Genomic DNA, 23,123 nt, shown 5'->3' on the forward strand with positions numbered 1-23,123 from the left:
TTCACCTCTAATTATTGTTATCATTGTTGTCGTTGTTGTCGTTATCTCTGTCATTTTGATTATTATTTTGTCCATTATCTTCAGAATTTTGATTGTTTCTCTTCCTATCGGAGTTCTCTGAGTTTTCATTATCAGAATTATCTCTGTTATTATTTGAGTTATCATTTTCTGTTTTTCTCTCAGAGTTTTCTTCAGAATTTGATGGTTCTTTTTCTTCGTTGTTTTGTTTGTCGCTATCTTCTTTGTTGTTGTCTGTGTTTGTTACATTTTCATCTGCAACTTTAAGGTATTCTTCCAATGTCAAATTTTGATCGTGAATGATTTTCGCCAAATCAATTCCTACATATCTAAAATGCCAGGGAGCAAAGCTTAATCCTGTAGTATCTTTCTTTCCTTCAGGATATCTCAACACAAAACCGTATTTATAAGCATTGTCCATCAACCACTTGTATTCTTTTGATTTTGAGAAATCTAATTTGTATTTAAGTGTGTAATCTTCACCTATCAAATCATAAGCAAGCCCTGTTTGATGTTCAGAAGTACCAGCTTTTACAAATTTTACATCTTCTACATCTTCTAACTTAGATTGTTGTTCGAATGATCTATAATCGCTAACACTTCTTAGTATTACACCGTCTTTGTTTGCATCATTAACCATTAAAGTAAATGATTTACGAGCATCTTCATCAATTCCTGGATCGTAATCTGATGGCAATGTGTAGTCACTGTTTACAATCAAAACTCCTTTGATTACTTTGAATTGATTTTTGTTTTCTATATCTGACAAATCAGATTTTAAAATATATCCTTTTTTTCCATTATACACTACGTATGAGAAATCTCCTTGATCTGAGTAATACTTTACATATGCATTGTTAGGGATTTGTTCAAGGACAGTGGATACTTTTTCGCTCTTTTCATACAAATTAGTCATTTTATTTGTCTTTGAGAACTTAACTAATGATTGAACAATCGGTTGTGGTTTTACTGGTGTTTGGTTAGTTATTGTTGTTTGTTGTTTTGGTTTTGCGTTATTTTTATTTGCAACCTTCTTAACCGCAAAAACTATTAAAAGTATCAAAACTATTGCCACGATTGCGGAAATAATTCTTCTTCTTCTCAACTTTTTCTTTCTAGCTATTCTTTTTTGTCTAGCTATTCTTTTTCTTTCCATTTCAACCATTTCTGGAGTCAAAACTATCGTTTTGCCCATGTCTTGTTCATGATTGTAACTATTTCTTTGTCGTCTCATTTCTCTACGATTTTTCTCGGCGTTTTTCTTTCTGCGTCTCATTTCGCTTTCTGAAACTCTTCCGCTTGAAAAATCGTATTTTTTATTAATATCACTGTAACTTGATTTTCTTTTCTTGTCAGCCATATTCCACCTCTTTTATTGATGTTCTACATCCGGAGTATAATTTGGTACGATTTTTTGCAATTGTTCTACAATTACTAACTTAGAGTTTTGTTCTGTAGTTTTCTTCAAATCTACTAAGTCGTCAGATAATTTTTCTATATCGTGAACCACCGGTTCTTCTACAAATATCATATCATATTTTGTCTTACTTATATTATTAGCTTCAATCAAAGTTTCTTCGTAAAGTTTCTCTCCAGGTCTAAGTCCTGTAAATTCTATCTTGATATCTTTGTCCAATTCCAAACCTGATAACTTTATCAATTTTTTAGCCAAATCTACTATTTTAACAGGATCCCCCATATCTAACACAAATATTTCTCCACCTTCTGCCATTGCTCCAGCTTGCATAACAAGTTGACAAGCTTCAGGAATTGTCATGAAATATCTGATGATATCTTTATGAGTAACAGTAACTGGTCCACCTTCTTGAATTTGCTTTTTGAATAGTGGAATTACTGAACCATTTGATCCAAGTACGTTTCCAAATCTAACTGCCACATACTCTGTTTTAGAAATTTGATTTTTAGATTGTACTAATAGTTCACAAATTCTCTTTGTGCAACCCATTACAGATGTCGGATTAACCGCCTTATCTGTAGATATTAATACGAATTTCTTGACGTTATGAATATCGCAGCAATCTATTATATTTTTCGTTCCAAATACATTGTTCAAAACAGCTGCTTGTGGTGAATGTTCCATCAAAGGAACGTGTTTGTGAGCTGCAGCGTGGAACACAACATCTGGTTTGTGAATTCCAAAAATCGCATTCATTCTATCGAAGTTTCTTATAGACTCTATAATAACATCAATTGGTGCATCAGGATCATTTCTCAAAATTTCATTTTGTATATCATAAGTAGTGTTTTCATAGATATCAATCATCACCAATTTTTTTGGTTTATATTTTAATATTTGTCTACAAAGCTCACTACCTATTGATCCACCTGCGCCAGTTACCATTACGACTTTATTGTTCAAAAATTCATTAAGGATTTCTTTGTCCAATACTACTTGGTCACGTCCAAGCAAGTCTTCGATTTGAACATCTCTTAAATCTTTCAAATCAACCTTGGAATCTATAAATTCATAATAACCAGGCATTATTTTAACTTTTGCATTAAGCTTTTCGCATTCATTAAGAATTTGTTTCTTTCGTTCTGAATCTATAGTTGGTATCGCTAGAACAATTTCTTCAACGTTGTACTCATGTGCCTTTTTAACAATATCACTTGTGTCACCAACAACCGGAACCGAAGATATGCTTTTGTTTATTTTCGTATTATCATCGTCAAGTATACACACAGGTTTAGATTTCATTTCAGGATGATTTAGCATCTCACGTACAACCAAAACTCCCGCAGCACCTGCTCCTATTACCATTGAATTAACTTGTCCTTCGATAGTTTGTTCGACAGCTGATTTTTTATCAGTTTGAGTTCTTGCAATCATACGAACTATTAAAATTAATACAACTTCAAAAACAAGCGCAATCAAAAAGCTTGATCTTGGAAGCGTTGATTTTACCAAAATCAAAAACAATGATGAACCAACACTCGCAATAACAGTGTATACACCAGCTTTTAGGTAGTCTTCAAATGTTGCATACCTCCACATTACCTTGTACATTTTGAAAATAAAAAGTATCAAAATTTGTATTATTGTAACTACGGCTGCATACTTAAGATAGTAACTCATGTATCTTGGAGGTACTTGTCCGTCAAATCTTAAAAGCAATCCTACAACGTACGATATATTAATAATTATAGCATCTAAAATTGCCAATACTATATTTCTGTATTTATTCATTTTAACTCCTCTGACAAATATTACTTATCGTATTCATTATACCATAAATACAAGATAAAATTATTTGGAAAATGACTTTAACGTTTAAATCTCAACTCTCCAATTAAAGTTATCTTCAATCTTTCCAAATTGTAAATTAGTTAATGTTTCGTAAACGTGAAGGCTAGTCTTTCCGATTTGACCATCGTTAATAATCATTTCATATTCATCATACAATAGCTTTCCAACTGGACTGATAACAGCTGCAGTTCCGGTTCCAAATATTTCTAGAAGCTCTCCATTTTTGTAATAATCTACGATATCGTCAATGGAAATTCTTTCTTCTGAAACTTCCATACCTTCGTATCTTAGTAATTCGATAACAGATTTTCTAGTTATTCCTTCCAAAATACTTCCATTAATCATTGGCGTTATAACTTTGTCTTTTAGCACAAAGAATATATTCATCGCACCTACTTCTTCGATGTATTTTCTTTCCACACCGTCTAGCCATAAAACTTGTGAATAACCTCTGTCGTGAGCAATATCTTGGCTTTTCATGCTAGCTGCATAATTTCCACCAGTTTTTGCCATTCCCATTCCACCTCTTACAGCTCTCACATAATCTTTTTCTACATAAATACTAACAGGGCTCAAACCATTTTTGTAATAAGATCCGCTTGGAGAAGCTATTATGATAAGTTTGTATTCATTACTAACCTTTACTCCTAATTGTGCATCAGTTGCAATGATAAAAGGTCTGATATACAATGAGCAACCTTCTTCTTCAGGTATCCAATCTCTTTCCAAATCGACAAATTTGTACAAATATTCCAAAACTTTTTCTTCATCGATTTCTGGAATACACAATCTATCATTGCTTTTATTTAATCTTTTTAAATTTTCTAATGGTCTAAACAAATATACTTTGCCGTAATTTTTATAAGCTTTCATTCCTTCAAAAACAGTTTGTCCGTAATGAAAAACCATAGAAGAAGGATCAAGACAAATATTTTGATATGGAATTATCCTCTCATCGTGCCAACCTTTTTCTTTGTCGTAATCTATTACTAACATGTGATCTGTAAATATTTTTCCAAATCCCAATTCTTCACTATTAGAGTATTTTTGTTTTGGTGTTGTTGTTTTTTCAATTTTTAAACTCATTTATATCTCCTTATATGTAAAAAAAGCTACCATCAAGGTAGCTTAATTTTGTCTTATTCAGCACTGTATGGTAATAGTGCAACTTGTCTAGCTTTTTTGATAGCATCAGTTATTTGTCTTTGATGTTTTGCGTTTAATCCAGTTACTCTTCTTGGTAAAATCTTACCTCTTTCGCTGATATAGTTTTTAAGCATATTTACATCTTTATAATCAATAACTTTTGTTTTATCCTTTTGGAATGGATCTATCTTTTTTCTAGGTCTAAATCTTCTTTGCATATCTTTAAAACCTCCTACTATTAGAATGGAAGTTCGTCAATATCAGTCGGAACTGCATTGTCTCCCATTCCGAAATCGTCATTACTCTTATGAATATCGTTTGAATTTTGGAAATTATTGTTTTGGAAAGAATTATTGTTGAATGATTGGTTATTGTTGTAACCTTGATAGTTACCTGAATTTGGTTGTGAATTACTTGATTCAACAAAATCAAATTGATCGACAATTACATCAGTTGTATAAATTCTTTGTCCTTGTTGGTTTTCATAAGATCCCGTTTGAATGTGACCTGTAATCGCAATTCTATTTCCTTTGTGGAAATATTGTCCAATAACTTCTGCAGTTCTTCCAAAAGCAACGCAGTTGATAAAATCCGCAGTTGGTTGATTGTTGTTTTCAGCTTCCATTCTTTTTTCTTTAGATAATCTTCTATCTACAGCAACACTAAATCTAGCGTTAGCTAATTGAGTATTCGCTGAATATCTCACTTCAGGGTCTCTTGTCAATCTACCCATCAAACTAACATTATTCAAAACATTTCCTCCTCTTACGATTATTGTTCGTCTACTCTAACAACCATGTATCTAATGATTTGGTCGAATAATCTACATCTTCTTTCGATTTCCTTAACAAATTGTGGATCTAAATCGAAGTTTACAATATAATAGTATCCTTCTTTAATGTAGTTAATTTCATAAGCTAATTTTCTTTTTCCCCAATCGTGAACTTCTTCAAGTTTACCATTTTCGTCAATTACTTGTTGAATTCTTGAGAATACAGTATTTCTGTCTTCTTCTGATAATTCTGGCTTAAAGATTAGCACTAATTCATATTTATTCATATGACACCTCCTTGTGGTCTATTTGGCCCCTATCCGGAGCAAGGATTTACCTATATATATTACCATAATCTTCTAAGAATTACAACAAATTCCCAAAATATTTTTTAGTTTTTATGATTTGCTAGAATGGCTTTATCTATTATAATATAAATATGAAATTCATTTTATGGAGGCATCTTATGGAAAAGAAATTTATACCAGAAGTAAAATCTAATTTGAGACACAGAATGGTACATATTCCAGAAGCTATGTACAAAGCATCTGGCATAACAGTTTTAGGTAAAAGAATAAAAACTCTTGTCTTTACAACAGACATTGCAATAATTAATAATACAAATGGTCACGCAATAATGGCAGTATATCCTTTCACACCAACATTATCAATCACAAATGCTATAATAATGTCTTCAAGTCTTCCAGTTTTTGCTGGAGTAGGTGGTGGAATTACATCTGGAATTAGAAGTGTAAATATGGCATTACAAGCAGAGATGTTAGGAGCATATGGAGTAATCGTAAATGCCCCTATGAAAAACGAGACTATTGTTCAGATGAAAAAAGTTTTAGACATACCTATCGTCGCTACAATAGTATCTGCATATGATGATATCGAAGGAAAAATCAATTCTGGTGCAGATATTTTAAATGTATCTGGTGGAAAGAAAACTGCATTTTTAGTTGAAGAAATCAGGAAAAAAGTTGGATATGAATTTCCAATAATTGCAACAGGCGGTGATAATGAGCAAAATGTTATTGATACGATAAATGCTGGAGCAAATGCTTTAAGTTATACTCCACCAACATCAGCAGAAATTTTCCACGAAGTAATGGCAAATTACAGACAAGATATGAGAGAAAAGCAAGATGAGTAGAAGTATCGATACAAAAGAACTCATAAAAATCGCTTTGTTTAGCGCACTCATAGTAATTGGATCTTATATAATAATTCCATTATTTCCAGTTCCTATTTCCTTACAAAGTTTATTTGCAATATCATCTGGATATTATTTAAGCAAAAAATACGCGAATATGTCAGTTTTATTGTATATTGTATTAGGGCTTATTGGTCTTCCTGTTTTTGCAGGAGGAAAGGGTGGTATACAAGCAATATTTTCACCTAGCTTTGGTTATGTAATAGGATTTTTAGTACAAACTTTTTATGTAAAATTCAAAGACCGCAACCTGTCACAATTAAACCTTTTTATTATGTTCATGGTGTCATCACTTATAATTTACGCTTTTGGTGTGATATACATGGGAGTATTGTTCAAATTATCTAATAAACAATTCGACTTATGGAAATTATTATTCACTGGTATGATAGTGTTTTTACCTGGAGATATGTTAAAAGCTTTGGTTTTTAGTTTTGTTACAAAAAGAGTAGAAAAATACATTTAAAAAAGTCATACAAGTTTGATATTAAAATCAAATTTGTATGACTTTATTTATTCTGTAATTTCTTTTAATTTTCCAAATATTTTGTAGTCCAGATTTTTAAGCTCATTGATGTTTTTTGCTCCGAGCATTACCATAAGCATTTTTAATTTATAAATCAAGCTATCCAAAAATTCCTTAGCAAATTCATAACCACCATGCATTAAATAAGATAATACTTCGCCACTCATCGCTGTCATATCTGCACCAAGGACTAGCGCTTTTACAATATCAATTGATGTTTTTATCCCACCACTTGCAATCAAAAACAAATCGTCAGGTTTATCTTGCATGTCCAATAAAATCTTCGCCGTAGGAATCCCCCAACAGTAAAATTCAGAAAATTCCATATCGAATCTTCTATTATCTTCTATTTCAGAAAAATTTGTTCCACCAAAACCAGCAATATCAATGTATCTAACACCCAAATCGTATAAATCATAGATTGTTTTTTTGTTCATTCCGTAACCTACTTCTTTTACGATTATAGGCACATCTACATTTTCTACTATATTTTTAATGTTATCTTTTATTCCGGAAAATTCTCGGTCTCCTTCTTCCATAATCAATTCTTGAATTGGATTCAAGTGAAGGCCAAACATATCAGCATCTATCATCTCAATCGCTTTTTGAACTGATTCCAAGCTTTCTCTTGCAGAAAGATTTCCTATTACGATGTTTTCGTTTTTAATCAAATTTTCTCGTACAAGTTCGAAACTTTCAATCGCTTCATCTTCCACAAGAGCAATTTTTTGACTGCCAACTGCCATTGGAATGTTGAATGTTTTACACAATCTAGCCAAGTCTTCATTGATGTCGCAACAGGAATCTCCACCACCAGTCATTGCGTTTATCATAAAAGGATAGTCAATTTTCTTGCCGTTAAATTCCATCGACAAATCGACATCATTCAAATCTAATTCTGGTAGTGATGTATGCTCTAAATACACACAATCAAATAAATTGTTGCCCTTGTATTCTGATTTTAAATAATTTTCAATGTGTTCTTGCTTTCTTTCCACAAAAATACCTCCCAAAAACAAAACCACTAATTATTTTGAGATTCTTCCTCATCTTCTTTTTTATCATTGTCTTGATTAGTGGTTTGATCATCCAGTTTGTATTCAGCAAATAATCTGTCTACAATTTCTGGTAATTGTTCTTCATCCGCCATATACCAACTAATTCCATCATCTTTATAATCTCCAGGTAGTATATAGCTATGTATTTTGCTAGATGAAAAGTTAGGAATTTTTGTAAGATAAGCCGTCATATCTCCCAATGGAATATTCGTTTTAACATCTCTTTTGAATATTTCAACCATCTTTGGCATTTTTGTAATATTTGCAGGACTCAATAATTGATCTATCAATGTTTTTATAAAATAGTGTTGATTTTCAATTCTCGCTTCATCAGATCCACCTAATGGATGACGTGCCCTCACATATTGTAACGCTTCATCTCCGTTTAGTTTTGATTTTCCTTTTGGGATACGGATATGTCTTGATTCAACAACTATTTCAGCTGGTGAATCAACTTCAACTCCACCCATAGCATCTACGATGTGTTCTACACTATCAAAATCAACTTCAACGTAATAATCCAAATCTATTCCCAATAAATCTCTCAACGCTTTTAAAGATCCCTTCGCTCCTTCATAAGCATGGGCAGCATTTACTTTGTGGATATTTCCATTCAATCTAATCTGAGTATCTCTTGGTACAGACAGTATATCCACATTACCAGAATTAAAGTTAACTTTGCAAACCATTATAGTATCAGATCTTTGATGATCTGTTGTGCTTACTTCTTTGTCAATTCCTAGAAGGACAAATAAAAATTCATCCGGTATATTTTGTTCAATTACATTGTTTTTTCCTAATTCATCGCCTTTAATATCAGAGCCAGTTGTTTTTAAGCTTCCCAAAAATTTACCAGCACCGAAATAAACTCCCAAAAATAGTGCTAGCGAAATAAAAAAGACAATAACAGCTCTTTTTTTCATTCTTTCCTCCAATTACTTTCTTAATGAACAAAGCACTCGGATTCACCGGTGCTTTGCCATAACACTTATTTAATTATATCAAAAACAATGAAAATTTACATTAAATTTGATTTTTTGTAAGTTTTAATTATTAATTTTCTCCTTTGCTTGTGAAAGCATAAGTTTAATTCTATTAATTTGGTTTACTTCACTTGCGCCAGGATCGTAGTCAATTGGAATTATGTTTGCTTGTGGATACAATTGTCTAATTCTCTTAATGACTCCTTTTCCTGTGATATGGTTTGGAAGACAACCAAATGGTTGAATACATACAATGTTGTTAGCATTGATATGAATTAATTCTATCATTTCTGCAGTCAACAACCATCCTTCACCGTATTGATTTCCTAGTGATACAACTTCTTGTGCGTAATCTTCAAGTTCTTGTATCTTAAGCGGATGAGTAAACTTCGATTTTATTAATTGGTTTCTGATGTATTTTCTGTAATGTTCAATCAAATTTACTCCCATATTGCACATGAATCCTGTGAATTTGGATTTGGATAAGAAGTTTCCCTTATGATATTCATTTCTCAAGCAATAAAGTACAAAATCTGTCAAATCAGGCATTACTACTTCACAGCCTTCTTTTTCCAATAAATCTTGCAAATTATTATTGGCTTGAGGAAGATATTTTACGAGGATTTCTCCTACAATACCAACTTTTGGTTTTTGTATATCCAATAATTCTATTTTTGAAAAATCTTCAATAATTTCATCGACAGTTTGTCTAAATAGTTTTGAACTTGATTTCAAAACTCTCTTTTGACATTCTTCAATCCATTTTTGTTTTAAAGTATCAGTTTCTTTTTCCTTTTCGTAGGCTCTTGTGAAGTTTGATAATCTCATTATCAAGTCCCCATATAATACTGCAACAATCATTTTTTGTAATACTAATGGAGAAAGGTTAAAGCCTTCGTTTGTTTCGATATTTTGCCAAGAAATAGCAATTACAGGAATATTTTCATATCCCGCTTCTTTTAATGCTTTTCTTATGAAACCAACATAGTTACTTGCTCTGCATGCTCCACCAGTTTGACTCATTAACAAAGCTAGTTTGTCAGTGTCATATCTACCAGAATTTATAGCTTCCATCATTTGTCCAACAACAGTTATAGATGGATAACAAGCGTCGTTGTTTACATATTTTAATCCCTCGTCGATTACTTTTGAATTAACATCTTTCAAAAATTCCACTTTATAGCCATTATCTTTGAATAAAGATTCCATTATTTCAAAGTGATCCGGCGCCATTTGTGGTGCTAGGATCGTGTATTCTTCTTTCATTTTCTTAGTGAATTCGACTTTTTCAACGTGATATGATTTTTTAACATTTGGAACGAAGTTTTTCTTTTCAAGTGCTTGTATCAATGATCTTATTCTGATTTTAACAGCACCTAAGTTACTAATTTCGTCGATTTTTAATACAGTGTAGATTTTTCCTTTAGCAGACAATATTTCATTAACTTGATCTGTAGTTACAGCGTCTATTCCGCAACCGAATGAATTAAGTTGAACCATTTCCAAATCTTCACTGTTTCCAACAATTTCTGCTGCTCTGTAAAGTCTGGAGTGATATACCCATTGATCCAATACTCTCAAATCGCTATCAACGTCATCATCATAATCAATTATAGAATCTTCTGATAAAACTCCAAGGCCTAATGAAGTAATCAGTTCAGGAATTCCATGATTTATTTCTGAATCGACATGATATGGTCTACCAGCTAACACAATTGCTTTTTTGCCCATTTCACGAATTTTGGACAAAGCTTTCTTCCCTTCAACCTTTACATCTTTTCTGTATTTTTCAAGTTCATCCCACGCTCTATCAACGCTGTTTGATATGTCCTTATCAGAAAGTCCTAGCTCTTTTAATTCGTCGATAAGTCTTGTCTTTAATTTATTTTTATCTTGGAATGATATGAATGGGTTGAAATACTTCGTGTTTTTCAATCCATCGACATTATTTTTAATAACTTCCGGATATCCAGTAACTACTGGACAGTTAATGTGGTTATTCGCCTTATCGTATTCTTGTTTTTCAAAAAATACCGAAGGATAGAATATCATATCGACATTTTTTTCTAACAAATCTTCAATGTGACCGTGAACTAATTTTGCAGGATAGCAACATGTTTCACTTGTAATAGAAGAAATTCCTTTTTCGTAAATTTCTCTTGATGATTTAGAAGACAATACAACTCTGTATCCTAAATTCGTGAAGAATGTATGCCAGAAAGGATAATTTTCGTACATATTCAACACTCTAGGAATTCCTACAGTTGCTCTTGCTTTATCTTTTGGAATGCTCTTATATCCAAATAATCTCTTGTTTTTATAATCGTACATATTTGGAAGCTTGTCTTTTTTATCCAGACTAATTCCAGCTCCTCTTTCACATCTATTTCCAGTAACAAACTTTTTGCCATTTGCAAATTTGTTGATAGTTAATTTGCAATGGTTAGAACAATATTTACATTCTGCTTGTTCTTGAGTATATTCAAATTTTTGAAGTTCATCCTCAGATAAAATCGTAGAATATCCTGTTGATTTTTCTTTTGCAATCAAAGCCATTCCCATAGCTCCCATAAGTCCAGAAATATTTGGTCTTGTAGGAACTTTACCTGTAATTTTTTCGAAAGCTCTTAGTATAGCATCCCCGTAGAATGTACCACCTTGAACTACGATATGTTCACCTAATTTTGATGGATCTCTAAGTTTGATAACTTTTTGGATTGCATTTTTGATTACTGAATAACATAAACCCGCTGCAATATCACTGACACTAGCGCCTTCTTTTTGCGCTTGTTTTACTTTCGAATTCATAAATACTGTACATCTTGAACCTAAATCTACAGGATTCTCTGATTCAAGTGCTTTTTGTTGAAATTCTTGTACGGATAAATTCAAACTATGAGCAAATGTTTCAATAAATGATCCGCAACCAGAAGAACACGCTTCATTTAATTGAATAGAATCAATTATTCCATCATTTACATGCATAGCTTTCATGTCTTGACCGCCAATATCCAAAACAAAATCAACATCTGGATCAAAATATCTTGCAGCAGTCAAATGCGCTATTGTCTCTACTTCACCAAAATCGACCGATAAAGCTTGTTTTATAAAATCTTCTCCATAACCTGTTATACCACTACTTGCAATTTTTTGGTTATCATTTAGTTTAGAATAAATTACAGATAATTGTTCCTTAACTAAATCAAGTGGATTTCCTTGGTTATTTGCATAAAAATCGTAAACAATGTTGCAATCTTCATCAATTACTACAATTTTACTAGTAGTTGAACCTGCATCAATCCCCAAATACAAGTTTCCTTGTACTTCGTCAAGATTTTTGAATTTGACGTTTGATTTCTTGTGATTTTCGTAAAATTCTTCTTTTTCTTTCTCATTTTTAAATAACGGCTCAAGTATTAACTCATCGCTAATTTCTTGTTTTTTGTCATAAGATCTGTTCAACAAATCCTCATACTTCACAACTTTTTCATCCATTGATGCAATAGCTGCTCCCAATGCCACAAATACTTGAGCATTTTCAGGACTGTAGAACGTGTTCACACCATCATCTAGTGTCGTGATGAATCTATTTCTTAATTCTGATAAGAAATAAAGTGGTCCACCCAAAAATACGATATTTCCTTCAATAGGTCTACCACAAGCAAGATTTGATATTGTTTGATTGACAACAGATTGGAAAACACTAACTGCCATGTCTTCTTTTGTTGCGCCTTGGTTGATCAAAGCTTGAATGTCAGTTTTTGCATATACTCCGCATCTACTTGCAATCGAAAATATTTTCTTGTAATCTTTGGCTAATTCGTTAAGACCAGATGCATCTGTCTTTAACAAAGCTGCCATTTGGTCTATGAATGCTCCAGTTCCACCTGCGCAGATGGAGTTCATTCTTTGTTCTACGTTTCCTTTTAGATAAGTTATCTTACTGTCTTCTCCCCCAAGCTCAATACACACATCGGCATTAGGGATATATTTTTTAATAGCTGTAGTTCCAGCCACAACTTCTTGTATAAATTCGATATTCAAATTATCTTCAACATACATTCCGCCACTTCCAGTGACCATAATTGTACAATCGCTGTTTTTGAACTCTGGATGTGAATCGTATGCTTGTTTAAGAACATTTTTGGTAGTTTCTTCTATGTCAGAACGATGTCTAGTGTATTCTTGAAATAAAATTTCGTAGTTTTCATTTATAATGACAAGCTTGACAGTAGTTGAACCTACATCTAATCCCATGTGGATTTTCATTTTTGTTATTCCCTCCATATTCCTATACTAAGTTAGTATATTTCAAACGCACAAAAACTTCAATAAATTTTTTTATGTATTGTATGTTTTAATTTTACTATTTATCTCAGAAATTACTTTCAATTTATCACAAGACCATTTAGGAAGATAAAGTTTTGGCTTGTAAGCATCTCCTGTCAATCGGTGCACAACTGTATCCTCATTTAAAATTTTGAAACTATCTACAACCCAATCAGTGTATTCATCCATCGTCAAAATTTTAAATTTATTTTTTAGATAATAATCGTACAACCTTGAATCTGTTTGTATATATAATGAATGAATTTTGATTCCCCAAATATCATGCATTTGCGTTTGATACACACTTTCCAAAAAATCATCCTCACTTTCATAGGGAAGGCCTGCAATTACATGCGAGATTACTTTAATGTCATTATCCATAAGTTTTTTTGCCATATCAAAATAAATATCATTGCTTTAAGCACGATTGATTAATTCTATCGTAGACTTTTTAGTGGATTGAAGGCCCATTTCAACCCACACATCCACCTGTTTGTTTATATCACTCAAAAGTTTTATCTTCTCATCATCTAAGCAGTCTCCTCTGGTGGCTATATCAAGCACCAGCACATTTTCGTTATCAATAGCATCTGAGTAAATTTCCCTAAGTTCATTTACTGGCTTGTAAGTATTGGTGAACGATTGAAAATACGCAATGAATTTGTCTGCTTTTTTCTTTTCAGATAATCTTTTAATTTGCAATTCGACTTGGTCCTTGATTGAATATTCATTAAAAGTAAATTCACCAGATCCACTTTCAGAACAGAAAATACAACCGTTAGAATTTTTTCTATTAGGACAACTGAATCCACCATCTAGCGGTAATTTGTAAACTTTCGTTCCGTATGTTTTTTTCAAATAATCACTTAATCTATTTATTTCTATTTTTTTCACGAATCCCCCTGAAAAAACTCTGCAACAATTCTACGCACTCTTTTTCCATGATACTACTTTTTACTTCTATTTTATGATTGAGTCCTTCGTAATCATTTAATGATAGTAAAGACCCACAAGCTCCTCTTTTTTTATCAAAGGCTCCGAACACAACTTTTGGTATCCTCGAATATATCAAGGCTCCTGTGCACATCACACAAGGCTCCAATGTCACATACATTGTGCAATCATCAAGCCTAAAATTTCCAATAACTTTAGTTGCTTGATTGATAGCTTTTAATTCTGCATGCATTGTCGCATTGTTATCTGTTTCCACACTGTTATAAGCTTGAGCAATTATTTCGCCATTTTTTACAATAACACATCCAACTGGAACTTCGTCCATATCAAATGCAATCTTCGCTTGTTCGATAGCTTTCATCATGAATTTTTCATCATCATTATTCATCATTTATAAAACACCTTTCCTATCCGATTATATCAAAAAGTTTGTGTTATTTAAATTTGAATACGGAAATTGTTTGTGATATTCTTTATATATAATGTAGTATTTAAGGAGGACTTATGTCAGAATCAAAATTCGAAGAGTTTCCATACGGAGAACTTGGAATCATAGCAATGAAGAACATTGAAGGTTTGGCAAAAGAAGTTGACGAACTTTTAATGAAAAAAAACGGTGCAACAGAAAGTTATTTGTTAAAGATAACAGAATCCAGATTTAGTAACGGTGAAGGAAAAGTTACAATCGATGAATCAGTTAGAGGTCGTGATATTTTAATCATCTCAGACGTTGGAAATTATGGATTAAAGTACAATATGTTTGGCGAACAAACTATAATCGGTCCAGATGAACACTTCCAAGATATCAAAAGAGTTATCTCCGCAATTAATGGAAAGGCTTCTCGTATCAATGTAATGATGCCTCTTTTATATTCATCACGTCAACACAGACGTAAATCCAGAGAATCACTTGATTGTGCAATGGCACTTCAAGAATTAGAAGACATGGGAGTAGATGGAATTTACACATTTGATGTACACGATCCAAACGTACAAAACGCAATCCCATTGATGACATTTGAAAATATCTATCCTACAGCAGAAATAGTTACTCACTTCTTAGAAAAAGAAAATATTACTACTGATGAATTAGACAAGAAAAATATGATTATTATTTCACCGGATACCGGTGCAATGGATAGAGCAATTTATTATTCTAATATTTTAAAACAAGACATAGGATTATTCTACAAAAGACGTGATTACACTAAAGTAGTCGATGGCAAGAACCCTATTATTGAACACAAATACATCGGACGTGAAGTAGAAGGCAAAGACATATTAATCGTAGACGATATGATTGCCTCAGGTGGATCTGTTATTGATATTGCAAAACAATTGAAAAAACAAAAAGCAAACAGAATATTCTGCGCAGTAAGTTTCGCACTATTTACTGAAGGTCCTGACAAATTCGATCAAATGAATAAAGAAGGCTACATCGACGGAGTTTATTCTACAAACTTAACATACGTACCAGAGTCAATCAAAAACAAAGAATGGTTCCACGCTGTAGATATGAGCGAATTGATGAGCGAATTTATTCACCACATCAACAGAGAAGAATCTATCTCAATTTTATTAGATAAAACCAGAGGTATTAATATTTTATAAGGAGAAAAAATGAAATCATCTCATGGAGCAAATCTTTTTGAAATTCAAAAAGAATACGGATTTAATATAGATGAAATCAAGGATTTCAGTTCAAACGTCAATCCTTTGGGGCCAAGTCCTAAAGCCATGACTAAGCTCGAAAAAAATCTTAATAAAGTCGGAGTATATCCTGACCCAAATTACGATCAATTATTATCATCTATTGAAAAATACACCAACGTATCACGAGACAAAATCTTGCTTACATCTGGTAGCACTAATTTGATTTCATCATTTATATCTCTAATCAATCCAAAAAACGCAATAATATTCAACCCTAGTTATTCTGAGTACGAAAGAGAACTCAACAAAATCAACTCCAATATAATTTCTTACGATTTGGATAAATCAAATGATTTTGCGATAGATTGTGAGAAATTATCGAGAATGATAAAAGAAAATGACGTAAGTCTTGTAATATTAACCAATCCTAACAATCCAACAGGATACGCTATTGAAAACAGAAAGCTTGAAGAACTCATCAAATCAAGCAATTGCTATTTTATGATAGATGAAACTTATGTTGAGTTTTCAGATGTAGACAAATATTCAGCAGTAAATTTAACTGAAAAATGTGATAATCTACTTGTTATACGTTCTACATCGAAGTTTTTCGCAGCTGCAGGAATAAGATTGGGTTACGGAATAACTGGAAATAAAAAACTTTACGATGAAATAAATAAACACACCAATTTGTGGAACATAAATATCTTTGCCGACATTCTTGGTGGCGAGATGTTCACGGATACTTATTACCACAAAAACGTGTTCGAATTTATTAATAGTGAAAAAGAAAAAATGATATCTACTTTAGAAAAAATAGATTGCTTGAAAGTTTATCCTTCAAAATCTAATTTCGTACTATGCGAAATATTGGACAAAAAATTAACTGCACATGAATTAAGAGAAAAATTAATTCCTCATGCTCTTATCATAAGAGACTGTGCATCATTTAATAATTTGAGTGAATACTTTTTTAGATTTTGTATTTTGGATGAGCAATCAAACGACAAATTTCTAAAATTGATTGAAGATATTTTAAAATAATCGCAATTTAAAAGATCCCAGATTTTAAAAATCTGAGATCTTTTTTTGTTTGTTTAAATTACTTTTTTATCTTTTTTGTGTTCGTCTGATAATAAAGTTGCCATATTAACAAATCTTTGAATTGTATCCTCATGATCTGGATGCAAATCAACTTTTTCAACATGAATTGCACACACTTTATACTCACCAGTTCCTGTAATTGGATCGTAGTGATTTGATGTCACTTCGTTTACTGGAGATTCTCTGTAGTGGAATGTCATGAATATCATATTAGGTAACACTCTGTCAGTTACTACAACACGAGTTACGATACTTCCTCTTCTGGATGTAACTCTAATAGTATCCAAATCTTTTACTCCCAATCTTTCTGCATCCACTGGATTGATTTCTGCAAGTTCGTAAGGACTTACTCCATCCAAATCTTTTGAGTATCTCGTAGTTATATTGTAATGATACAACATTCTTCCTGTACTTAAAATCATTGGATAATCTTCATCTGGCAATTCTTCTGATGGTCTGTATTCTATTTCCATCATTTGACCTTGACCTCTTGCAAATATTCCTTTGTGCAAGTATTTTGTACCAGGGTGAGATGTTGTAGGACATGGCCATTGTAATCCAACATTGTCGATTCTTTCGTAAGTCATACCTCTGTAACTTGGCATAGTTACTCTCATTTCTTCAAATACATCTTCACTCGTTTCATAATCAAAGAATACATTTGGATTGATGATTTTACTTACATCGCATAAAATTGACCAGTCATTTCTAGCTTGTCCCGGAGGAGCAACAGCTTTTCTAACTCTTTGAACTCTTCTTTCAGTATTTGTAAAAGTTCCATCTTTTTCTGCGTAGCAAGTTGCAGGGAATACAACATCTGCAAGCTTTGCTGTGTCAGACATAAATATATCTTGAACTACTAACAAATCTAAATTGTTCAAAGCTCTCTTAACGTGATTTGCATCTGGATCTGATAAAACAGGATCTTCTCCCATTATATACATTGCTTTAACATTTCCCTTCACTGCTTGATTAAACATTTCAGGGATTTGGTATCCAAGATTTGGACTCAATGGAGTCTTCCATACGCTTTCGAAAAATTCACGAGCTTTTGGATCAGTAACTTTTGCATAAGCAGGATAAGTGTTAGGTAATGCTCCTAAATCACATGCTCCTTGTACGTTGTTTTGACCTCTGATAGGATTGATTCCTCCAGATTCAATTCCAACGTGTCCAGTTAGCATTCCTAGATTTGCCAAGCTCATTACATTTTCTGTTCCATGAGTGTGTTCTGTGATACCAAGCGTGTAAAATATACCAGCTTTTTCAGTCTTTGCGTACAACAAAGCTGCTTGTCTGATTAATTCTTTGTCCACACCTGTAACTTTTTCAGCTTCATCCAAATCGTATTTCATTACTGTTTTCTTCAAGCCTTCAAAGTTTTCAACACGTGATTCAATATAATCTTTGGCTTCTAATCCTTCTTCTATGATAACTTTCATCATAGCATTTAATAAGAATACATCCGTACCTGGATTTAATCTTAACCAAATATCCGCTTCTTCCGCCAAGCCAGTTTTTCTTGGATCTACAACTATAAGTTTAGTTCCTTTTTTAACTGCTTGTTTCATCTTATTACCAATAATAGGATGCGCTTCAGTAGCATTAGAACCTATAACAAACAATAATTCTGCACCCAGAATTTCTTCTATAGAGTTTGTCATAGCTCCACTTCCTAATGTAGCTGCAAGACCTGCAACTGTTGGAGCGTGTCAGGTTCTGGCGCAGTGATCGACGTTGTTTGTTCCAATCGCTGCTCTCATCATTTTTTGGAATACAAAGTTATCTTCGTTTGTACATCTAGCAGAACTTAAACCAGCAATAGAATCTGGGCCAAATTCCATCTTGATATCTCTTAGTTTATTTCCAACATAACCTATAGCTTCATCCCAACTACATTCAACCAGTTCTCCATTTTTTCTAATCAATGGAGTAGTCAATCTTTCGTCCGAGTGAATCATATCTGTATGGAAACGACCTTTGATACAAAGTGCGTTTTGGTTTACATAACCATCACAGGGTTCAACACCTTGAACTTTTCCATTTTTTACAATTAAATTGAATTGACATCCTGTTCCACAGAATGGACAAGTTGTCTTAACTTTTTCAACTTCCCAAGGTCTTGTATCTTTTAATTGTTTATTGATTAATGCACCTGTTGGACACACGCTTATGCATTGTCCACACATACGACAGTTTTCCTTGGATAAAGGAAGATCAAAAGCTGTAGAAATATAAGAATCAAATCCTCTATTTTTAAAATCTACTGTATGTGTACATTGAACTTCTTCACAAACTCTGACGCATTTTCCACACAAAATACATTTGTTTTGGTCCCTAAAAATCAATGGATTTGTGTCATCAACTTCGTGATTTTGAACTTCTATGTCATAATTACCGTATTTCCCTAATACTTCTGGATTTTTAACACCATATCTGTAGCACAAGTCTTGTAATCTACAACTACCAACTTTTGAACAAGTTAGGCAATCTTTAGGGTGATTCATCATCAAAAGTTTAAGTATATTTTGTCTAGTTTTTACTAAACGATCAGTTTCTGTCTTAACAACCATTCCGTCTTTGACCATTGTAGAACATGACGTTTGAAGTTTTCTGGATCCTTCTATTTCAACTAGGCACATTCTACAACCACCAAATTCGCTCAGGTATTTATCGTGGCACAATGTCGGAATATCAATCCCTATTTTATGCGCCGCTTCTAATACAGTGGTATTCTCTTCAACTTGAACATCAATACCATCAATATTTATATTTAACATATTACACCTACCAAACTTCGTTAAATCCTACATTCAAAAATATTTCTTCTAGTTCAGTTTTATGCAATTTTTCCATTTTTGATAATCCAGCAAAAATATCTTGTTCAGCTTTATCTAAGCAAGAATTTGCAATATCAGCGTACAATTGCATAGCTTCTTCTTCTCTTTTGATAGCTAATTTGATAGCATCTCTGAAGTCCATTTCTGTAGTCATTCTTGGTCTATCAATGTCTTGTGATAAATTATAATCTTCACTATCATCAATTTTGATAGTTTCAGCTTTAGTTTCTAAAAATTTTTGTAAGTAATCTTTGTGTTTCAATTCTTCCTTACTAAGCCTTTCAAAAAGACTTTTAGTTTGTGGATCTTCGGCTTTTTCAGCTGCATCTTTGTAAAATGTATATGAATCATCTTCTCTATTTACAGCATCATCAATAATTGATATTAATTGTTCTCTATTCATTATTTCACCTATTCATTCTATTTATTTATACATTAATTATCTATTTTTTCGATTTTGTCTAGAATCTTATCCAAACCTAATACATTATTCCAGCTAGCTTCGACAAATTCTCCACCTATCTTTTTGTAAGGTTGTTTTGGGTTGTCCACATTCAATAATTCTGTAGTCAATCTCCCCTTTAAGCAAAGTGGTCTGCCATTTTCTGGACTTAATGCTCTTAATGCAAGATTCTTTCCATTTTTTCTCAAGACTTCAAATTCACAACCGTATTCGCAAACTTTGCATTGAACTTTCTTAGTTTCTAACTCCCATTTTCTTCCTAAATTCATAGCTCTCTTATCCATCAATGCACCTACTGGACAAGCTACTACGCATCTATTGCAAGATATACAATAAGAAGATTCAAATGTATCGTTAATATCTAAGTTAATTCTTGTTTCGTATCCTCTATTTGAGAAATTAAGAATTTTTCTATCGTCCATGACATTACAAGTTCTTACGCACTTTCCACAAAGTATACACTTGCTATCATCTCTAATGATGTATGGAGAAGAATCATCTACTAATTTTTCTCTTCTTGCTCCGTCATGTTCTCTGAATTTTACTCCATATTCATAAGAATATTTTTGTAATTGACATTCACCGGATTTTTGACAAGTCAAGCAATCATTTGGATGAGAATCCAACAACATTTGAAGAATTCTTTGTCTGTGTTTTATTAATCTATCAGTTTTAGTATGAACAACCATGTTGTCTTTTGCCAAAGTAGAACAAGCAGTCATTAATTTTTTGCTTCCTTCAACTTCAACTAAACAAAGTCTACAAGCGCTCACTACAGCCAAATTTTTATCGTAACATAAATTTGGAATATCTATTCCATTTTCTCTTGCTAAATCGATAATGAATTTAGGCTTATCAGTTTGAATTACTTTTCCATCAATAGTTACAGTAATCATACTATCTATCTCCTAACTACTGCGTGAACAGGACATACAGTTTCGCAATTACCACATTTTATACATTGAGATTTGTCGATAACGTGTTGTTTCTTAACTTCTCCTTCTATACAACTTACAGGGCAATTTTTAGCACATTTAGTGCAACCTATACATTTGTCTGTAATTTCATATGATAAAAGTGCCTTACATGCATGAGCAGGACATTTCTTATCGTAAATGTGAGCTTCATATTCATTTCTGAAGTATTTTAATGTTGAGATAACTGGATTTGGAGCCGTTTGTCCAAGACCACAAAGTGAAGCAGATGTGATAGTATCACACAATTCTTCTAAGGCTTCGATATCTCCATCTTCACCTTTTCCGGAAGTGATTTTTTCTAGAATTTCAAGCATTCTCTTAGTACCTTCACGACATGGAACACACTTACCGCAAGATTCATCTACAGTAAATTCAAGGAAGAATCTAGCAATATCTACCATACAGTCGTCTTCATCCATAACAATCATTCCACCTGATCCCATGATTGAACCGATTTTTGCTAACGATTCAAAATCAACTGGGGTATCCAGGAATTCTTCTGGAATACATCCACCAGATGGTCCACCTGTTTGAACAGCTTTGAACTTCTTTCCATCTTTAATTCCGCCGCCGATATCAAATATTATTTCTCTCAAAGTAGATCCCATTGGAACTTCTACCAAACCAGTGTTTACAACTTTACCACCTAAAGCGAATACTTTAGTTCCTGGAGAACCTTCTGTACCATAACTTGTAAACCAATCTGCACCTTTGTACATGATTGCTGGAACGTTAGCAAATGTTTCAACGTTGTTTATAATAGTTGGCTTATCCCACAATCCTCTTTCAGCAGTTCTGAATATTTTAGTACGAGGCATTCCACGTCTACCTTCGATAGATTCCATCAATGCAGTACCTTCACCACAAACGAAAGCTCCAGAACCCAATCTCAATTCGATATCGAATGAGAAATCAGATCCAAAAATATTGTTTCCTAAAAGATTCATTTCTTTTGCTTGTTGAATTGCAATTCTCAATCTTTTAACTGCAATTGGATATTCTGCTCTGACATAGATAAAACCTTGATTAGCACCTATAGCTCTACCACAAATAGCCATACCTTCTAATACTGAATGAGGGTCTCCTTCAAGGATTGCTCTGTCCATAAAAGCACCAGGATCTCCTTCGTCCGCGTTGCAGATAACATATTTTTGATTATTCTCTACTTTATAAGCTGATTCCCATTTTCTACCTGTAGGGAAACCTGCTCCTCCACGACCTCTCAATCCGGATTTCTTCATTTCTTCAATTATTTCTTTTTGGTCTAAATCAAAAATGGCTTTATGTAAAGCTTGATAACCATCTGCACCAATATATTCGTTCAAAGATTCTAATTGAATTTTTTCTACATTTCTTAAAGCTATCTTAAATTGTTTATCGTAGAAATCAACTGAATTGTATTTCAAAATCTTATCGTCTTGTTTTGCATTTTCGTAAACTACGTCTTCATCAACTTCGTCATTTATAATAGATTTATCGACAATGCTCTTAACATCTGATAATTTAACTCTTGTGTAGAAAATTCCTTCAGGATATACAACAACATTAGGACCAGTTTCGCAAAGTCCAATACATCCTACTGGAACAACCACTACGTTTTCAATTTTTTCTTCTTCTATATATTTGTTAAACTCATCAATCAAAGATTTAGCGCCTGTAGCTTCACAACCAGCTCCACCACACACAACTATTTGTTTTTCTTTTGGATTAGTATGTTCAACATAAATTTTATCCTTTACGAGTTCACGCATTTTAATATTTTTTGCATACTCGTCTCTTATCTCATTAAGTTTTTCAATATTCATAACAAATCCCC

The 23,123-nt window shown here is 32.8% G+C and carries 19 protein-coding genes and 1 pseudogene; 4 read left to right on the plus strand and 16 right to left on the minus strand.

Annotated elements, in window-relative coordinates; genetic code table 11:
* Positions 1-7: 7 nt before the first annotated feature.
* From ACU68U_RS04120 to rpsF, 6 genes are all read right to left on the minus strand, one after another.
* Positions 8-1,378, minus strand: coding sequence for a D-alanyl-D-alanine carboxypeptidase family protein (locus ACU68U_RS04120; protein ID WP_094207386.1), 1,371 nt, complete (start codon positions 1,376-1,378; stop codon positions 8-10).
* A gap of 12 nt (positions 1,379-1,390) precedes the next feature.
* Positions 1,391-3,226 carry a polysaccharide biosynthesis protein gene (locus ACU68U_RS04125; protein WP_094207387.1) on the minus strand — a complete coding sequence of 612 codons (1,836 nt, stop codon included), beginning with the start codon at positions 3,224-3,226 and terminating at the stop codon, positions 1,391-1,393.
* An 84-nt stretch (positions 3,227-3,310) separates the two neighbouring features.
* Positions 3,311-4,372, minus strand: coding sequence for a branched-chain amino acid aminotransferase (locus ACU68U_RS04130; protein WP_446762806.1), 1,062 nt, complete (start codon positions 4,370-4,372; stop codon positions 3,311-3,313).
* Positions 4,373-4,425: 53 nt separating this feature from the next.
* Complete coding sequence (rpsR, locus tag ACU68U_RS04135) at positions 4,426-4,650, minus strand: 30S ribosomal protein S18 (RefSeq protein ID WP_002835041.1); 225 nt, start codon at positions 4,648-4,650, stop codon at positions 4,426-4,428.
* A 20-nt stretch (positions 4,651-4,670) separates the two neighbouring features.
* On the minus strand, positions 4,671-5,183 hold the full coding sequence (locus ACU68U_RS04140; RefSeq protein ID WP_002835042.1) for a single-stranded DNA-binding protein: 513 nt from the start codon (positions 5,181-5,183) through the stop codon (positions 4,671-4,673).
* A gap of 20 nt (positions 5,184-5,203) precedes the next feature.
* Positions 5,204-5,491, minus strand: a complete 288-nt coding sequence (gene rpsF / locus ACU68U_RS04145; RefSeq protein WP_002835043.1) for a 30S ribosomal protein S6 — start codon at positions 5,489-5,491, stop codon at positions 5,204-5,206.
* A gap of 179 nt (positions 5,492-5,670) precedes the next feature.
* On the opposite strand from rpsF, the gene ACU68U_RS04150 reads away from it, so the two are divergent.
* On the plus strand, positions 5,671-6,360 hold the full coding sequence (locus ACU68U_RS04150; protein ID WP_094207389.1) for a hydrolase: 690 nt from the start codon (positions 5,671-5,673) through the stop codon (positions 6,358-6,360).
* Positions 6,353-6,886, plus strand: coding sequence for a biotin transporter BioY (locus tag ACU68U_RS04155; protein WP_154272232.1), 534 nt, complete (start codon positions 6,353-6,355; stop codon positions 6,884-6,886). The genes ACU68U_RS04150 and ACU68U_RS04155 overlap by 8 nt, the downstream gene beginning before the upstream one ends.
* Positions 6,887-6,933: 47 nt before the next feature.
* On the opposite strand, the gene fni is transcribed toward ACU68U_RS04155, so the two are convergent.
* From fni to tadA, 6 genes are all read right to left on the minus strand, one after another.
* Positions 6,934-7,944, minus strand: coding sequence for a type 2 isopentenyl-diphosphate Delta-isomerase (gene fni / locus ACU68U_RS04160; protein ID WP_156849731.1), 1,011 nt, complete (start codon positions 7,942-7,944; stop codon positions 6,934-6,936).
* A gap of 26 nt (positions 7,945-7,970) precedes the next feature.
* Entirely contained in the window at positions 7,971-8,927 is a 957-nt protein-coding gene (locus ACU68U_RS04165; RefSeq protein ID WP_154272234.1) for an LCP family protein, read from the minus strand.
* A gap of 123 nt (positions 8,928-9,050) precedes the next feature.
* Positions 9,051-13,256: an acyl-CoA dehydratase activase-related protein gene (locus ACU68U_RS04170; protein WP_154272235.1), complete on the minus strand. Its 4,206-nt coding sequence runs from the start codon at positions 13,254-13,256 to the stop codon at positions 9,051-9,053.
* A gap of 72 nt (positions 13,257-13,328) precedes the next feature.
* Positions 13,329-13,712, minus strand: a complete 384-nt coding sequence (locus ACU68U_RS04175; RefSeq protein WP_446762807.1) for a hypothetical protein — start codon at positions 13,710-13,712, stop codon at positions 13,329-13,331.
* Positions 13,713-13,733: 21 nt separating this feature from the next.
* Positions 13,734-14,210: a radical SAM protein gene (locus tag ACU68U_RS04180; protein WP_446762808.1), complete on the minus strand. Its 477-nt coding sequence runs from the start codon at positions 14,208-14,210 to the stop codon at positions 13,734-13,736.
* The gene (gene tadA / locus ACU68U_RS04185; protein ID WP_274983529.1) at positions 14,188-14,661 is read right to left on the minus strand and encodes a tRNA adenosine(34) deaminase TadA; all 474 of its coding nucleotides are present in this window, start codon (positions 14,659-14,661) and stop codon (positions 14,188-14,190) included. Before tadA ends, ACU68U_RS04180 begins: the two co-directional genes overlap by 23 nt.
* 113 nt (positions 14,662-14,774) lie before the next feature.
* Here tadA and ACU68U_RS04190 point away from each other — a divergent pair, with 113 nt between their 5' ends.
* Together ACU68U_RS04190 and ACU68U_RS04195 are read left to right on the plus strand one after the other, a co-directional pair.
* Positions 14,775-15,881, plus strand: a complete 1,107-nt coding sequence (locus ACU68U_RS04190; protein WP_094207395.1) for a ribose-phosphate pyrophosphokinase — start codon at positions 14,775-14,777, stop codon at positions 15,879-15,881.
* A 9-nt stretch (positions 15,882-15,890) separates the two neighbouring features.
* Positions 15,891-16,967 (plus strand): pyridoxal phosphate-dependent aminotransferase, encoded by a 1,077-nt coding sequence (locus ACU68U_RS04195; RefSeq protein WP_446762809.1) that lies wholly within the window; start codon positions 15,891-15,893, stop codon positions 16,965-16,967.
* Positions 16,968-17,116: 149 nt separating this feature from the next.
* On the opposite strand, the pseudogene fdhF reads toward ACU68U_RS04195, so the two are convergent.
* The 4 genes and pseudogenes from fdhF to ACU68U_RS04215 all read right to left on the minus strand — a co-directional run.
* Positions 17,117-19,807, minus strand: a pseudogene (fdhF, locus tag ACU68U_RS04200) (formate dehydrogenase subunit alpha); the annotation flags it as partial.
* Between the two features lie 7 nt (positions 19,808-19,814).
* Positions 19,815-20,270, minus strand: a complete 456-nt coding sequence (locus ACU68U_RS04205; protein ID WP_094203933.1) for a ferritin-like domain-containing protein — start codon at positions 20,268-20,270, stop codon at positions 19,815-19,817.
* Between the two features lie 32 nt (positions 20,271-20,302).
* Positions 20,303-21,226 (minus strand): 2Fe-2S iron-sulfur cluster-binding protein, encoded by a 924-nt coding sequence (locus ACU68U_RS04210; RefSeq protein WP_094207399.1) that lies wholly within the window; start codon positions 21,224-21,226, stop codon positions 20,303-20,305.
* A gap of 5 nt (positions 21,227-21,231) precedes the next feature.
* On the minus strand, positions 21,232-23,112 hold the full coding sequence (locus tag ACU68U_RS04215; protein WP_446762810.1) for an NADH-ubiquinone oxidoreductase-F iron-sulfur binding region domain-containing protein: 1,881 nt from the start codon (positions 23,110-23,112) through the stop codon (positions 21,232-21,234).
* Positions 23,113-23,123: the final 11 nt, after the last annotated feature.

This window comes from Finegoldia sp. P3-F-LR, assembly GCF_052932165.1.